Source organism: Streptococcus sp. FSL W7-1342, from assembly GCF_037966635.1.
GTDB classification, from domain to species: Bacteria; Bacillota; Bacilli; order Lactobacillales; family Streptococcaceae; genus Streptococcus; species Streptococcus salivarius_D.
Genome location: NZ_CP150200.1, coordinates 712,704 through 729,468 on the forward strand (window position 1 = coordinate 712,704; position 16,765 = coordinate 729,468).

The 16,765-nt window shown below is 39.5% G+C and carries 9 protein-coding genes; 5 read left to right on the forward strand and 4 right to left on the reverse strand.

Annotation, left to right across the window (positions count from 1 at the left end):
* The first annotated feature begins 5 nt into the window (after positions 1–5).
* The 3 genes from NSQ79_RS03210 (at position 6) to NSQ79_RS03220 (ending at position 3,511) form a co-directional block, all read left to right on the forward strand.
* Positions 6–1,391 (forward strand): MFS transporter, encoded by a 1,386-nt coding sequence (locus NSQ79_RS03210; protein WP_164332095.1) that lies wholly within the window; start codon positions 6–8, stop codon positions 1,389–1,391.
* Positions 1,392–1,557: 166 nt separating this feature from the next.
* Positions 1,558–2,316: a CPBP family intramembrane glutamic endopeptidase gene (locus NSQ79_RS03215; RefSeq protein ID WP_045768450.1), complete on the forward strand. Its 759-nt coding sequence runs from the start codon at positions 1,558–1,560 to the stop codon at positions 2,314–2,316.
* Positions 2,317–2,497: 181 nt separating this feature from the next.
* Positions 2,498–3,511: a hypothetical protein gene (locus NSQ79_RS03220; RefSeq protein WP_164332094.1), complete on the forward strand. Its 1,014-nt coding sequence runs from the start codon at positions 2,498–2,500 to the stop codon at positions 3,509–3,511.
* A gap of 109 nt (positions 3,512–3,620) precedes the next feature.
* On the opposite strand, the gene NSQ79_RS03225 is transcribed toward NSQ79_RS03220, so the two are convergent.
* From NSQ79_RS03225 to NSQ79_RS03240, 4 genes are all read right to left on the reverse strand, one after another.
* Complete coding sequence (locus tag NSQ79_RS03225; protein WP_339313838.1) at positions 3,621–6,500, reverse strand: glucosyl transferase; 2,880 nt, start codon at positions 6,498–6,500, stop codon at positions 3,621–3,623.
* 260 nt (positions 6,501–6,760) lie between these two features.
* Positions 6,761–9,001 (reverse strand): glucosyl transferase, encoded by a 2,241-nt coding sequence (locus tag NSQ79_RS03230; protein WP_175062631.1) that lies wholly within the window; start codon positions 8,999–9,001, stop codon positions 6,761–6,763.
* Between the two features lie 281 nt (positions 9,002–9,282).
* Positions 9,283–11,241: a KxYKxGKxW signal peptide domain-containing protein gene (locus NSQ79_RS03235; RefSeq protein ID WP_004182215.1), complete on the reverse strand. Its 1,959-nt coding sequence runs from the start codon at positions 11,239–11,241 to the stop codon at positions 9,283–9,285.
* Between the two features lie 314 nt (positions 11,242–11,555).
* On the reverse strand, positions 11,556–14,825 hold the full coding sequence (locus NSQ79_RS03240) for a KxYKxGKxW signal peptide domain-containing protein (RefSeq protein ID WP_045768454.1): 3,270 nt from the start codon (positions 14,823–14,825) through the stop codon (positions 11,556–11,558).
* Between the two features lie 330 nt (positions 14,826–15,155).
* Between NSQ79_RS03240 and pdxS the strand changes: the two genes are divergently transcribed.
* A complete protein-coding gene (pdxS, locus tag NSQ79_RS03245) occupies positions 15,156–16,028 on the forward strand; it encodes a pyridoxal 5'-phosphate synthase lyase subunit PdxS (RefSeq protein ID WP_045768455.1) in 873 nt (290 codons plus the stop codon).
* Entirely contained in the window at positions 16,029–16,622 is a 594-nt protein-coding gene (gene pdxT, locus NSQ79_RS03250; RefSeq protein WP_045768456.1) for a pyridoxal 5'-phosphate synthase glutaminase subunit PdxT, read from the forward strand.
* Positions 16,623–16,765: the final 143 nt, after the last annotated feature.

A 16,765-nucleotide genomic window follows, 5' to 3' on the forward strand; every position in this document is an offset into this window, starting at 1 on the left:
TACTTATGTCAGAAGAAAAAATCTCCACCAAGGTCCTGTGTGCCATCTTTGCGACAGGAATCCTTTCATTTTGTGGAGTAGCTGGTGAAACAGCTATGAACATTACCTTTCCTGTATTGATGAAGGCATTCTCAGTCAATACGTCAACCGTACAGTGGGTTACAACCATTTATCTCCTAGTGGTCGCTTGTGTGGTTCCCCTATCTGCCTATCTCAAGCGCTCGTTTAAGATGAAAACCATCTTTCTGGTCGCCAACCTATTGTCTATTTTAGGTGTTCTCATCGACTTTATAGCCCCTAGTTTCGGCTTTGTTGTTTTGGGACGATTGGTTCAAGGGATGGGTGTTGGTTTTGCCCTACCTCTCATGTTTAACATCATTTTGGAGCAGGTACCAAGTCGTAAGATTGGTCTCATGATGGGAGTTGGGACACTAATTACAGCCGTTGCTCCAGCCATTGGGCCAACTGTTGGTGGTCTCTTGACAGCGCACTTTGGTTGGCGTTCTATCTTCCTCGTCCAGTTTCCTATTCTCTTGGCTTCACTGATTGCAGGGATTCGCTCAATTGAGCAAAAGAGTGAGGTGCAACGTGAATCTTTAGATTTCCTCAGTCTACTAGCTACTATCTTTCTTTTCTTGGGTTTGATTTTAGGTCTTCATGGGGTTGCTGACCATGCTTTCGTTAGTTTCTCAGTTCTTGGTTGGCTTTTGATTGGTATCTTAGGTCTTGTCCTTTTGATTTGGCGTTCAACAACATTGGACAAGCCTATTATCAATCTCTCCATTTTGAAAAATCGTAAACTGACAGGTCATATCATCGCTTTCTTCTCTTTCCAATTGGGATCCCTTGCGATGAGTTTTCTCTTGCCAAACTATGTGCAATTGGTTAACCACTCGAATACAACTTCTGCAGCTTTAATGTTGCTTCCAGGTGCTATTATCGGTGCAGGATTCGCTCCATTCTCAGGTATCATTTTAGATAAGATGGGAGCACGTAAACCGATTCTTATTGGGGCTACCCTTATCGTACTCGCTCAGTTGTTATTTAGCTTGTTTGGTCTCTCTCTTTCCAATACGTTGATCCTCGTCTTTTACATGATTTTCATGACGGGGCTTGGCGTTTCCTTTGGTAATGTCATGACCAATGGACAGAAACAACTGTCGCTAGATCAACGTGCTGATGCCAATGCCATCTTTAACACGCTCCAACAATTTGCAGGAGCAGTGGGAACAACCCTAGCATCTCTAATTGTTGCTATGAGTCAAGCTAATCACAAGGTTGACTTTGCACAAGCAACGGCTCAAGGTAGTCGAAATGGCTTTATGGTCTTATTTGCTCTATCCATTTTCCAACTCCTTGTCTTAGTTAGCGTTGTCAAAAAGAACGATTAATAACATGTTTAAAGCAAAGGAAACATGCTTTCCCTTGCTTTTTCTTTCCTTAAATGAAATACTAATCTTACTGCAAATTTTAGTGTTACTTTAAGGTTTATGACTTATAATAACCTTAAAAAATGAAGCAGTCTTCGATGAAGATACTAGAAAGAAGGGAAGGACCATGTCTTTACTTAAGAAAATTCATCCTGAGCAGCCGCTCAAGGAACTGAGATGGTTTGATATCAGTATTGTTACGCTGATTATGTTCGGTCAGTTTATTGTTCGTTCGACACAGATGTATTTGGCCAGTTTGTCTCCAAGCCTTTCTACAGCAATCAGTGAGACATCAACGAATACAGCCAGTGAAGGAGCAGCTTACTCTAGCAATTTCACCTTGCAGATTATTCTCCTAGCTTTAGCGATTATTTATCTGTGGATACGCCATTTTGACTTTAAACAATTACCTATACGTCTAAAGTGGTCTGTTCTCTTTTGGGTACCCTTTATTTTCGCTATCATGGGCTTATTTGCTGATATTGTAAGTACTTTGTCAGGACAATATAATTATTTTAGTCCTCAAGTTCTAGCCTTTATTAGCCCTATGGCTGTGATTGATAAGTTTATGGCTTTGTCACCTATGGCGATTGCTTATGGGTTGCTCAACGGTTTCTACGAGGAATTTTTCTTCCTAGGACTCTTGACCTCGGTTAAGGACAAGTATAAGTGGTTGGTCTTACTCTTTTCAACCATTGTTCGTGTGTCCTTCCATACCTATCAGGGCATGCTATGGGCTCTGGTTATCGGTGTGGCCTTTGGTCTCCTCTATTATTTCCTTTATAAATACAAGGTTAAAAACTTGCTTCCATTTTTCCTCGTTCATGCCTTAGCAGATATGTTTGGCTCGAGCTTAATTTATCTCTTGGTAAACTGGAATTATTAGTCAAACAACTCCCTTCGTTTAAGTACGAGGGGAATTTTTGTGCTCAATTAACCCAAGAAAAACTCTAAACGACTAGCTGATTGTAATGATTATTGATTAGGAAATGATTTGATTTTTATTAAAAATATGAGATAATAGGTTTGGACTAATTTTTAAACAGCAATTTTAGAGGGAGACAATGATGTCAAAACGACTATTTTCGGATGAGCCGAATGCCCCCAAACCCCTTAAGGAGCTTTTCTGGGAAAATGCAGAAAAAGCTCGTATGGGGGAATTTTGGAAAGACAAAAAGAGTTACAGAGAGCTCTCAGAAGCCACGGGGATTCCGTCAGGAAGCCTTCGGATGCTCTTTATGAACAAGCCTAAGGGAAATATTCCAAAGATTGTGACCATTACTAACGGTCTGGCCAAGGTGACTGGGAAAAACATTACACTTGGGAAGCTCTTAGCTCGAGACAATCAGCATGAGGTTTTTGAGTTTCCAAGAGATCCTGAACAGGTCACCGAAAACTTGTGGCACAACATTCGCAAGAAGCTGGAAATCACGGAAGATATGGATGAGGGGGAAGTCAGAGAACGCATGACAGTCTTTGTAGTCTCATCTGGTATGGCTCAAACCAACTATAACCTGATCAATCAAAGAGGAACGGTTTCGCTTGATACTTTAGAAAAATTTTCAAAAAGACTTAGAGTTGAGCCTTATGAATTGTTGGCTACCATCAGACGAAGGGAGATTATTGATAGGGATGACTTCACTATTCCTAAGGAAAATGTTAGCGACTACCACATCGATATTGGTAAGCTCAATACTTTCATTAAGCTCCAACCCTACTCGCCCAACGGTCAAGAGGTAGCCTCTGCAGACTTAAGCCCACAGAATCTTTATCATTATTATTCAAAGGGAACTATCGGAGATATGCCCATAAAAACGGCCTATAAGTTTAAAAGACTTGTGGATATCTATGAAGCAGAATATGGTCCCCTTGAACCTTCAAGTCGAGTTTTAGATGTCAAGGAACTAGAAAGATTCCTTTATAGTGGTATGATTACTGGTTATGCCATTGCTAAGACAGGGTTGATGAATGCGACCAATGGAAATCTCTATATCAGGGGCAAACGTCCTATCGAATCCATGCAACTGGATCGTGCCTTCGGTCTCTATAAACACCTAAAAAGACTGAAAAAGGACCAATAAATTCTTTACCTAACAAAAAGCCAAAATCAGAATGCTGATTTTGGCTTTTTGTTTGTTTTTTTATCTGTAAGACTAGTAAGAATAATTTTAGTCAATTTTCGGACTTATTTTACAATTGTTTCGCACGTCCATTTTCATCAAAGTGATAAGTCACACCATTGATGGTACGTGTTTGGTTGGTTACGAGCTCACCAGAGTTTTCATCGTAATAACGAGTACCCTTGTAGTCTGTAACGAAATTGCCTTTAATTTGCTTACCTTGATAATCAAAGTAGAGGTGTTGACCATTGATGACTTGATCAAAGATAAGAGCCTTTCCATCGTTACCGAAGTAGTACCAATTGCCCTTCCAATTGAAGAATTGATTGGTTACAGCAGCCCCAGTCTCAGCGTCGAAGTAGTAGACAGGATTGTCATAGGGTGAACGGTTATAGTTGAAGAAACTATAAGGTTTCACCAGCTCTCCTTTAACTTGTTCGCCCATTCGGTATTTTGTTGCGACGGGATTACTGAAATAGTAGAGATTACCATCTATTTTGGCAAGTCCTAATACTTTATTTCCTTCATCATCTAGGTAGTACCAGTTACGTCCAGATTTAACAAAACCTCTTTGTCGTACAGCAGCCCCAGTCTCACTATCATAGTATGGTTCGTAACCGTAAGGTCCGAATTCTCCTCTTAAAACTTCCCCATATCCTGTAATAAAATAATCCTTACCGTCAATTTTTTTATAACCAGAACTTATCTTATTATCATCGTCAAGATAGTATAATTTACCACCAGCCTTTATAAATTGCTTACGAGGGGCTTCGTGACGAGCACCAGAGTCTTTATCGTAGTAGTAGCCTTCTGCGATTGCGTCTTTAGCTTGTACACCATTATAGTCAAAGTAAACGTGTACCCCATCGATGGTTTGTGAGCCTTTAAGGATATTACCTTCTGCATCTGCATAGTACCATTTACCATCATGGCTAAAGTATTGACCTTTTACAAGAGCTCCAGAATTTTTATCATAGTACTTAACTGGGCTAGTATAGGAGTTTGCTTTAACCGCATGCCCATTACTATCGGTAAATTCTCCTTTAATTTGATTACCATAATATGGATCAAAGTGAACCTGTACCCCGTCGATGGTTTGATCGCCTTTAAGGATTTTTCCTTCTCCATTAAGATAGTACCAGTTATCGTTGATGTAAACGTAGCGATTGGTACCAAGGTCTATTTTAGCACCAGAATCTTTGTCGTAGAAGTAGCCGTCATTACCAAAGACACCTTTGGCTTGTTTACCATCATAAGGGTCAAAGTATACAGGAACATTGTTAATGGTTTGAGAACCTTTAAGCCGTTTACCGTCATTGCCTACGTAGTACCAGTCTTTGTCGACTTGGACATAACTATTGATTACGAGAGCACCAGTAGTACTGTTATAATATTTTTTGTTACTTGCGAAATTTCCCTTAACCTGAGCGCCAGTTTTTTCGTCAAAGAAGTATTCAATGTTGTCGATGACGGTCGCTCCTTTAATAGCCTTACTATCTGCTCCAATGAAGTAGGTCTTGTCATTAACGGTAACGAAACGATTAGTAACTAGATTTCCAGAGTCTTTATCGTGAAATTGATTTTTATAGTCAAAATCTCCTTTAACTTGTTTACCTCCATATTCAAAATAAACGTGAGCTCCATCAATAATGTGTTCACCGGTTAAAATTTTTCCATCGTTACCGACATAGTACCAATTGTCTCTGATTTGAACATAACGATTGGCACCAAGATCAACACGATTACCGTCCTGATCGTAAAAGTAACCATCATCGCCAAAATTGTCGAAAACTTGGCATCCCTCGTATTTATCAAAGTAGACTTGTTTACCATCAATTGTTTGAGGACCAGTTAACCGAACTCCTTGGTCGTTAACATAATAACGTTCATTTCTATGTCTGTAGGGGTTGTAGGCAATGATATATTGGTTAGTAGCTAGAGCACCAGAATCTTTATCATAATAGCGTTCATTATTGTCAGTACTATCTTTAACAAAATAGCCTTTAACTTGAACACCTCCTCGGTCGAAGTAAACCTTAACGCCATCGATGGTTTGTGGTCCCTTTAAAATAGCACCATCATTTCCAGCATAGTACCATTCCCCGTTTAATTCGAAATAGCGGTTTGTCCCAAAATCAACTTGTTTACCGTTTTCGTCGTAATAACGGTTATCAGAAGCAAATCTACCCTTAACTTGTTCACCATACTGATTAAAATAATGCCATACCCCATTAATTTCCTTGGGTCCGATTACTTTATTTCCATTTTCATCTAGGTAATAGGTGCTACTGTAACTATCAACGAATTTATTAGTAACAAGAGCACCAGAATCTTTGTCATAATAGTGACCGTCCCAGGTAAATTCTCCTTTAACCTGAACACCACCTTGGTCGAAGTAAACCTTAACGCCATCAACAGTTTGTGGTCCAGTCAGGTCTTTACCGCTAGCATCTTTGTAATGCCAATAGCCGTATTCGTCTCTATAGTATTGACCACCTGTGATATTAGTTTCACTGTTCGAAGTTTCGTTAACTGAAGCTGTCTCACTGGCAGCTCGGTCTGTAGATACAGCTTCGCGTGTTTGGCCTGTGGCTGATTCTGTTGGAGCTTGACTTTCACTTGCAGTTGTTGAGGCGGTTTCACTGACAACTTCAGAGCTTGCTGTAGAAGTTGTGGCTTGTTCTGAGACATTTGTGGTGTTTTCTGTGCTAGCCACATTTTCAGTAGTAACAGGTGCTTCAACAACCTTTGTTTCGACAAGGTCTGCGGTAGTTTCCACATTGGCAGTGGTAGCAGCAGTCACATCAAGGTTTGTTGAGCTATCAGCTTTAGCTTCCTCAGCGAAGGCAGGCTTTGCGATGAGGGTAAAACCTGCAAGAGCAGTTGCACATGAGAATGCAATCAGACGTTTTTTGGGCTTAGATCCAGTAAAAGTAGAATGTACTTTCATACTTTTTCCTCCATTTCCTAAGTCCTATTATAGCGCTATTTTAGAGACTTTCAAGAAAATATAAGAAATTTAGACAAAAATAAGAAAACGATTACATGAAAAAGCGACTGAATGGAAATGTCACAATTTTAGCAGTCATAAGAGTTTAAAAAAATCCAGGACTTGAGTCCTGGATTTTAGGAGATTATGAAAAAGAAAAGTTTTAGGATGATTATAGTATATAGAGGAGATCCTAAAGTTTTCTTAAAGTAAGGGATACCTTAAACTTTAGTCGCATTACCATTTTCATCAAAATGATAAGTTACACCTTTGATAGTACGTGTTTGGTTGGTGACGAGTTCACCAGAGTTTTCATCGTAGTAGTGACCATCTGGTGCAAAAGCGCCTTTAACTTGTCTACCATGATTTGTATCGAAGTAAAGTTTTTGCCCATTAATTTGAACGGCACCGGTAGCTGCTGTACCATCGCCGTAGAAATAGTGCCAAGCTCCTTCCGTAAAGACAAAGCGGTTTTTGGCAGCCTTACCAAATTGATCGAAGTAGTAGATCTTACCATCAATGTAATTAATGCTGTCTTGCCACATGTCACCTAGTTGGGTGTATTTATAGGCACCTCCTTGACGGAAGTAATATAAGTCACCATTGATTTCATGAAGTCCAAGGACTTTTTCACCTTTCTCGTCAAGATAGTAAGTTAAGCCTCTGTTATCTTTGACAAACCCAGCTTTGGTTACTTTGCGACCATTATCTTTATCGTAGTAGTACTCAGGCATATATACGCCATCTCGACCAAAATCACCTTTGGCTTGTACCCCTCGATAGTTGAAGAAGACATCTTGTCCATCGATATTTCGAGGTCCCTTGACTGGTTTACCATCTTTACCTACATAAAACCAATTACCCATGAAGTCAATATAACGATTGGTTACAAGGTTTCCTGAATTAACATCGTAGAATGCGTATAAATCACCGTAAGAATTACCATAAGCCCCTTTGACCTGTTGACCGTTGTCACGGAAGAACACTTTTTGTCCATTGATAATTTGAGCTCCAGTAAGGTTGTCTCCATTTGCGTTTTTATAATACCAGTTTCCGTTATCATCACTATAATAACCATTTGGGTTAGGAGCATCCGTACCGACACCATTTTCATCAAATCGATAGGTCATACCATTAATTGTTAGAGTGGTGTTAGTGACGCGTGCTCCAGAATTAGGATCATAGTAGCGAAGAATACCATTGTCGAGAACAAGCTCTCCTTTAGCCTGACGACCATTGGCATAGAGGTAAACGATTTGACCATCTATATTGGCTTCACCATTCTGAGGACGAATAGCATTTCCATCTTCACCATAGTAGTACCAGCCATCATTTTCTTGGACATAGCGGTTTTTAACGGCTTGACCAGTAACTGAGTCAAAATAATAGCGACGTGTAATATTAATAGGAGTACCATAACCGTAAGAACGTGGTGAATTTTGACCTTCTTCTAGTAAAATACTGATTCCCTTTTGTAGGACGCCGGTATCAACAGGAGAGGCAGCTTCACGTGCTTTGAAATAGTAGATGTTACCATCAATTTCACGTATTCCTGTAAATTTAGAACCATCGTTCTTGATGTAGAAAGTTTGGCCTTTTTTATTCTGAACTAGACCTTCTTTTCGGACCCTTGCACCAGAGTTAGGGTCGTAATAGAAGGTTTGATCTGGATAACTATAAGATTCTCCACTAAAGTCACCTTTGATTTGAATACCATCATTATTAAAATAAACTTCTTGACCATTGATAGTTTGTTCGCCTGTTAGTGGTCGTCCAGTAGCATCTAAATAATACCAATTGCCCTTGTATTCTAGGTAACGATTGGTTTGAAGTTGACCAGAATTATCATCGAAATAACGACGTAGATCACCAGACCAATAGAAATCTGGCCCTTTAATTTGTTTACCATCTTCGCGGAAAGAGACACGTACACCATCAATGGTTTGGTCTCCAGTAAGGTTTTTACCGCTGGCATCTTTATAGTACCAGTTGCCTTGGTCATCACTATAGTACTGACCACCAGTGACGTTTGTTTCATTAGGTACTGAAGCAGTTTCACTGGCAGCTCGGTCTGTAGTTACAGCTTCTCGTGTTTGGCCTGTGGCCGATTTTGCAGGTGCTTGGCTTTCGCTTGCAGTTGTTAAAGCCATTTCACTTGCAGTTTCAGAGCTTGTAGCAGAAGTTGTAGCTTGTTCTGAAACATTTGTGGTACTTTCAGTGCTAGCTACATTTTCAGTAGTAGGAGGAGCTTCAACAACCTTTGTTTCTACGAGGTCTGCTGTAGTTTCCACATTGGCAGTGGTAGCAGCAGTCACATCAAGGTTTGATGAGTTTTCAGCTTTAGCTTCCTCAGCGAAGGCAGGTCTTGCTATGAGGGCAAAACCTGCAAGGGCAGTTGCACATGAGAATGCGATCAGACGTTTTTTGGACTTTTGTCCAGTAAAATTAGAATGTACTTTCATACTTTTTCCTCCATTTCCTAAGTTCTATTATAGCGCTATTTTAGAGAGTTTCAAGAAAAAATAAGAAATTTAGATAAAAATAAGAAAACGATTACATAAAAAGAGAGTGAATGGCAAATGTCATAATTTTAGCAGTCACAAGAGTTTAAAAAACAAAAAAATCCAGGGCATAGGCCCTGAATTTAGGAGATTATGAAAAAGAAAAGTTTTAGGATGGTTATAGTATATAAATTAAATCCTAAAGTTTTCTTAAAGTGGTAGAAATATTTTGTCTTTCCTTTTTAATTCACTTTCTCAGTAGCCACACCATTTTCATCGATGATATAAGTCTTGCCGTCTTTTTCGAGAGTGGTATTCGTCCACATAGCCCCACTGTCTTTGTCAAAGTAGTAAGTTTTACCATCAATCTCTACTAGGCTACCTTTGACTTGCTTACCATTTTTATCAAAGTAGAGTTGAACACCATCAATGGTTTGACGGCCTGTTAGGAGTTTGCCCTCTTTGTCGTAGTAGTACCAGTTCCAGAAATCATCACGAACAAATTGGTTTTTAGCCGTAAATTCAGTCACAACTCCCTCATTATCAATTGTGTAGGTCTTATCATCGACTTTCAAAGTGTCGTTAGTAAGGATAATAGTGGTGTACATACCAGCATATCTTTCTGTTCGATATGATTTTGTTAGACGATAGCGCTTGCCATCGATTTCTTTCCATGTAGGCTTATCAACACTTTTTACCTCAGGTTGGAAGTAGTGCAGTTGACCATCAGAGCCTCGTTGGATGCCCTCGAGGAGGACACCGTTTTTATCAGTTCCATAGATTCCAGAGAAACTAGGCCCGCCCCAAAATGTTTTTTTTGAAAAAAGGGCTCCAAAATAGTTTTTTTCTATTTTACTATCTGTGACTAGATAAAGTTTGCTGTCATAACCTATGATACCATCAACAACTTGACCCTTTGAAGCAAAGATATATTCTTTTCCATCGATAATTTGTTTACCAGTTAAGACTTCGCCGTTAGCATTGGTACGGTAGGTAGAAGTGTTTGCATGGAACATTGAAGGAGTTTCAACAATGCCATATTTGTTCTTGACCAATTGTCCTTGGTAATCAAAAAGATAAATCTTCCCATCAATTGTGACAGTATCATTTTTAGCCAAAAGTCCATCAGGTTTGAAATAATAACGTTTACTGTCAATGGTATGCCATCCAATAAATGCAGCACCATCTTCGCCTAAGTAATTAGTATAAGTTGTATATTGAGGTTCTGTCCTATAGCCATTGAAAATTGAAGTGTGATGCCACTGATTCGTTAATAGAGAGCCATCATTCTCATCGAATCGATAGTATTTTCCACCAATCTCTCGTTCTTGTCCTTTGACTTGTTTGCCATCTTTATCAAAATAAAGGATGACACCATCAACATTTTGCCAACCAGTCAATTTTTCACCGTTGGCAGTGTAGTAATACCAATCTTTTTGGTTGTCAGATTGGAAATGACCACCCGTCACGACCTGAGTAGGTAGTTGTGTTTTTTCGGTAAGGATACCATCGGCATCTGCTAAATAGGTTTTACCGTCTACTTCAATACTTGTATCAGTTACTTTACGTCCATTATCTTTATCGTAGTAGTAATCCTTGCCATCAATGGTTACCTTTTCACCCTTTGCTTGGATGCCATTGTTATGGAAGTAGAGGTTAAAGCTATCGATGGTTTGTGGGCCAGTTAGTTTGTGGCCCTCGCTGTCTAGGTAATACCAGTTACCTTGCTCATCAGAAGTGAATCTGCCACCTTGTGAAGGTGTTTCCTGTGAAGTAGTTACGTTATCGCTTGTTTCAGATGAGGTTTCAACACTTCTATCGGTTGTAGCTGTCTCACCAGATTGAGCGGCTTCAACCTTTTTATCAGTCTCGTTAGCAGGCTGTGTAGTAGTCGTTTCTGTAGGCTGACTAGTCGCATTAGTATATGCAGTGTCAGAAGATACTGCTTCACTAGAAGCTTTCTCAACAGTAGTGCTTGCTGGAGCTACTTCGGTTCTTGTAATGAGGCTAGCACTTGTCTCAAGATTGCTGTCAGAGACGACATTTTCAGGACTGGTAACGGCAGTCGTTTCAGGCTTGACTTCATCAGCTCCGACCTGTCCTAGTCCAATTAGTGAAGCCCCGATAGCCAAACTTGAGGCAGCGATTGTGATCCAATGTTTCTTAACTTTATGAAGTTTGAAACGAACTTTGTTTTCCATAATTTTCCCCCTTGTATGGTGACTTGGTAAATTCATGCTGTGACATTTAAAACAACATGAACACCAAAAATTAATTTACGATTATATTTTAATCCTATTTTCTAATAACTTCAATAGAAAACTCATACATACTCATAGTTTAAATTAATAGTGCAATAGAGACGTTTGAGAGAAGTAGATGTTTGCACAAAAAAATCCAGGACCTGAGCCCTAGATTTAGGAGATTATGAAAAAGAAAAGTTTTAGGATGGTTGTAGTATACAAAGCGATTCCTAAAGTTTTCTTAAAGTGGAAGAAATTTTTTTCTTTCCCCATTAATTCACTTTCTCAGTTGCCACACCATTTTCATCAATGACATAGGTTTTGCCATCTTTTTCAAGGGTTGCATTGGTTGTGATTGGAGAACCGTAAAGATGTTTCTCTAATGAAGTTGATTTTTCGAAGTGATAGAGCTTACCGTCAATTTCCTTCCAAGTTGGTTGGTAGTCAGAAATTACTCTTGGCTCAAGATAGCATAGGTAGCCTTTATCAGTGCGGTAGAATCCTGTTCGAACGATTCCATTTTCGTCTGAAGCATATGCGTAATTAGTGTCATTACGCAATAATTCCGCGTAAGAACCGAAAAGATAGGTCTTACCGTCTATAGATGCTGTTCTATTATAGTAGTAGTGCTTTTCGCTTGGATCTAGGTAATAGGTCTTACCGTCAATTTCTCTCCACCCGGATAATAATTTTCCTTCTGAATCTGCAAGATATAAACTATTATATGATTTAGCGGAACCATTAACAAGAAGTTGGCCATCTTGATTGAAATAATAATAATTTCCGTCAATTAAAAGGACATTATCTTTAGCTTGTAGACCGTCTTCTTTAAAGTAAACACGGTGACCGTTTATTGTGTACCAGCCGAAAACTTGTGCTCCATCATTGCCAAAGTAGTGAATATATGAACTAAAGGAATGGAATGCATTACGAAGGAGTTCGCCACTGTTCTTATCGAAATAGTAGTATTTTCCATCTATAAGGATACGCTCACCTTTGATTTGTTTCCCAGTGCCATCAAAGTAGAGTTGAATACCATCAATAGTCTGCCATCCGGTAGCTACTTGTCCTTTATCTTTGAGGTAGGTCCAGTCACCATCTTTATCTTGAACAAAGGTATTTCGAAGTGACGATGTCACACGTCCTTGGTCATCAATTTCGTAGGTCATTCCATTGAGAGTTAGACTACTATTGGTCCACATAACCCCACTATCCTTGTCAAAGTAGTAAGTATCACCATCAATGTCTACTAGGCTACCTTTGACTTGCTTACCATTTTTATCAAAGTAGAGTTGAACACCATCAATGGTTTGACGACCAGTTAGGAGCTTGCCATCAGTATCGTAGTAGTACCAGTTCCAATTGTCATCACGAACAAATTGGTTTTTGGCCGTAAACTCAGTTGCAACTCCCTCATTATCAATCGTATAGGTCTTGTCATCGACTTTCAAAGTATCGTTAGTGAGGATAATAGTGGTGTACATACCAGCGTGGTGTTCAGGAAGATACCATTTTGTTAGACGATAGCGCTTGCCATCGATTTCTTTCCATGTAGGTTTATCAACACTTTTTACCTCAGGTTGGAAGTAGTGCAGTTGACCATCTAAGCTTCGTTGGACGCCCTCTAGGAGGACACCGTTTTCATCAGTTCCATAGATTCCAGTGAAATTAATTCCACCCAAAATTTCGTTTTTAGAAAAGAAGGCTCCAAAATAGTTTTTTTCTATTTTACTATCTTTGACTAGATAAAGTTTCCCGTCATAACGTACAACACCATCGACGACTTGACCATCTGAAGCAAAGATATATTCTGTTCCATCGATAATTTGTTTACCAGTTAGGACTTCTCCATCTGCATTAGTTCGATAGGTATATTTTAATCTCACTTTAGCCCCTGGCTTATCAACAACGCCATAAGCATCTTTGACTAATTGTCCTTTTTCAAATAGATAGTTTTTACCATTGATTGAATAGATGCCATTAGAAGCATAGATACCGGTATCGGTGAAGTACAAGTGTTTTCCATCAATATCTTGCCAACCAGTCACAGCAGCGCCATCATTTCCGAGATAGTATGAACGGTAGTCCTTTGATGCAGGACTAATTCCACCAACATTGACTGAGGCCCATTGATTTTTAACCATACGTCCATTGTTTTTATCAAAGTAATAGGTTTTACCATCAATCTGAACGATTTTATCTTTTGCTTGACGACCGTCTTTATCGAAGTAAAGTTGGTAACCATCAATGGTTTGAAGTCCCTTAACAGCGTGGCCCTTTTCATCACCATAATAAAAATTAACATTTTCAGGGAAGGTGAAATCTACCTTATCCCAAATAAAGGATTTTCGAGCTAGACGTCCTCTCTCTCCAAAGACATAGGTTGTGCCCCCTACATTAACAGCAACATTCTTAAGCAGTTCGCCATTTTCATCAAAATAGTGAATGAAACCAGCTGCTGTTTTAACGAGACCTGTGGCACGTATGCCATCTCGGTTGAAGTAACTAGTATGGTATATGTAGTTTGTTTTATACCGTGAGATAATCTGTTTTTCAGACCAATTGCGGTAAGAATTTTTGAGAAGGGCACCGGTGTTTTGATCTAAGTAATAGGTTTTTCCATCAACTGTGATTTCTTGACCTTTGAGTTGTTTCCCATCTTTGTCAAAATAGAGTTCAACACCGTCCACATATTGGAAACCAGTCAATTTTTCACCTTGTTCAGTGATATAAGACCATTCCCCCTTATCATTGGCTTCAAAATGTCCACCAGTAATGTTTGTAGGCAGTTTAGTTCTCTCTGTCACAACCCCATTCTCATCTATTTGATAATGTTTTCCATCTTTATCGAGGTAGCAATTGACTAGGAGCATACCAGTATGGTCATCTAAATAATAGTTCTTTCCATTTACCTCAACAAATTGGCCTTTGACCTGTTTTCCATCTTCTTGGAAATAGTATTCGCGATCTTCTACATTATTCCATCCAGTGAGATTTTTTCCGTCCTTGGTATAGTACCAATTGCCTTGATCGTCGGATGTGAATTTACCTCGAGTGATAGAGATTTCTTGTCCTGATAATGGATGCTCACTAACCTCAGTAATCTCTGACTTATTTTCATTTGTATTTTGCTTGTCGGTGACAGGTTCAGCACTTCTATCAGCAATAGTTGTCTCACTAGATTGAGCGGTTTCAACCTTTTTATCGGCCTCGTTACTAGGCTGTGTAGCAGTCGTTTCTGTAGGCTGACTAGCGACATTAGTAGATGTAGTGTCAGTAGAGACTGCTTCACTAGAAGTATTCTCGACAACAGTACTCGTTGGAGCTACTTCGGTTCTTGTAATGAGGCTAGCACTTGTCTCAAGATTGCTGTCAGAGACGACATTTTCAGGACTGATAACAGCAGTCGTTTCTGGTTTAACTTCATCGGCTCCGACTTGCCCTAGGCCAATCAGTGAAGCCACGATAGCCAAACTTGAAGCAGCGATTGTAATCCAATGTTTCTTAACTTTATGAAGTTTGAAACGAACTTTGTTTTCCATAATCTTCCCCCTTGTATGGTGACTTGGTAAATTCAAGTTGTGACATTTAAAACAACATGAATACCAAAAATTAATTTACAATTATATTTTAATCTTATTTTCTAATAAACTCAATAGAAAACGGATACAAAAACGCCATACTCTTATAAAAAGATACTTATTTTTATAAGAGTTATAGTCTATAAAATAGTTTTCCTAATTTATTTATTTTTTCGTCTATAGATATGATTTAAAGAATAATTGTCCCCATACAGTTTGGGAAAAAGACTCTTTTTTTAAAAAATTATCCTGTGTAAAATAAAGGACATAAAAACATGAGAGGTGATTGCAATGACAAATCGTTATGACTTAAATAAAAATTTGGCACAGATGCTTAAGGGGGGCGTCATCATGGACGTTCAAAACCCTGAGCAGGCACGTATCGCTGAGGCAGCGGGAGCCGCTGCGGTCATGGCCTTGGAACGCATTCCGGCTGATATCCGTGCAGTGGGTGGTGTATCACGTATGAGTGATCCTAAGATGATTAAGGAAATTCAGGACGCTGTTAGTATTCCAGTGATGGCCAAGGTGCGTATTGGTCATTTCGTGGAAGCACAGATTTTGCAGGCAATTGAGATTGATTATATCGACGAGAGCGAGGTATTGACACCAGCCGATGACCTTATTCATGTGGATAAAACCAAATTTGATGTGCCTTTCGTCTGTGGAGCTAAGGACCTTGGTGAGGCTCTTCGACGTATCTCAGAAGGGGCATCTATGATTCGTACCAAGGGTGAACCTGGTACTGGTGATATTGTCCAGGCTGTTCACCACTTGCGACTCATGAATCAAGAAATTCGCCGTATTCAAAATCTTAGAGAAGATGAACTCTATATTACTGCTAAAGACTTGCAGGTGCCGATTGATTTGATCCGTTATGTCCACGAACATGGCAAGTTGCCGGTTGTCAATTTTGCGGCAGGTGGTGTAGCGACGCCAGCGGATGCTGCGCTTATGATGCAGCTGGGTGCTGAAGGTGTCTTTGTTGGTTCGGGAATTTTCAAGTCTGGAGATCCGAAAAAACGTGCGGAAGCTATCGTCAAGGCAGTGACTAACTATAATCGTCCAGATATTTTGGCGCAAGTGTCAGAAGATTTGGGTGAAGCCATGGTTGGTATCAACAAGGATGAAATTGACATCTTAATGGCAGAGCGAGGAAAATAGATGACAAAAATCGGAATACTGGCTTTACAAGGAGCTTTTGCAGAACATGAGCAGGTCTTGAACGGACTTGGAGTTGAAACAGTTCAAATCAGAAATCGACAGGATTGGGAAGCACACGCTGATTTAGATGGGCTCATTCTACCAGGGGGAGAGTCGACAGTCATGGGAAAACTCTTGCATGATTTAGACTTGTTTGAGCCGATAAAGGCGAAAATTGATTCGGGCTTACCTGTATTTGGAACCTGTGCAGGTCTGATTTTGTTAGCCAAAACCATAGTAGGGGACCAAAGAAAACATTTGGCAAGTATGGACATCACTGTAGCCAGAAATGCCTATGGTCGCCAATTGGGCAGTTTTGTCACAGATGCTGAATTTAAAGGAATAGGGGAAATCCCAATGGTCTTTATTCGTGGGCCAATTATTGAAGCTGTTGGAGCAGAAGTGGAGATTTTAGCTCAAGTCAAAGGGGCAATTGTGGCAGCTAGAGAAAAGCAGATGTTAGTGACCTCTTTTCATCCAGAATTAACGGGTGACGAAAGGGTACATGCTTATTTCCTAGATATGATTAATCCGGCAAAAGAAGAAAAGCTTTGATTCAAATTTCATAAATTCATTTACTTCTCCTTCACGCAAAAAAATCCAGAACCTAGGCCCTGGATTTAGGAGATTATGAAAAAGAAAAGTTTTAGGATGGTTATAGTATATAAAGCAAAGCCTAAAGTTTTCTTAAAGTGGAA

Coding starts and splice junctions, on each gene's coding strand:
- NSQ79_RS03220 (WP_164332094.1), top strand. CDS start 2,498: ATGTCAAAACGACTATTTTCGGATGAGCCGAATGCCCCCAAACCCCTT.
- pdxS (WP_045768455.1), top strand. CDS start 15,156: ATGACAAATCGTTATGACTTAAATAAAAATTTGGCACAGATGCTTAAG.
- NSQ79_RS03215 (WP_045768450.1), top strand. CDS start 1,558: ATGTCTTTACTTAAGAAAATTCATCCTGAGCAGCCGCTCAAGGAACTG.
- NSQ79_RS03210 (WP_164332095.1), top strand. CDS start 6: ATGTCAGAAGAAAAAATCTCCACCAAGGTCCTGTGTGCCATCTTTGCG.
- NSQ79_RS03230 (WP_175062631.1), bottom strand. CDS start 9,001: ATGAAAGTACATTCTAATTTTACTGGACAAAAGTCCAAAAAACGTCTG.
- NSQ79_RS03240 (WP_045768454.1), bottom strand. CDS start 14,825: ATGGAAAACAAAGTTCGTTTCAAACTTCATAAAGTTAAGAAACATTGG.
- pdxT (WP_045768456.1), top strand. CDS start 16,029: ATGACAAAAATCGGAATACTGGCTTTACAAGGAGCTTTTGCAGAACAT.
- NSQ79_RS03225 (WP_339313838.1), bottom strand. CDS start 6,500: ATGAAAGTACATTCTACTTTTACTGGATCTAAGCCCAAAAAACGTCTG.
- NSQ79_RS03235 (WP_004182215.1), bottom strand. CDS start 11,241: ATGGAAAACAAAGTTCGTTTCAAACTTCATAAAGTTAAGAAACATTGG.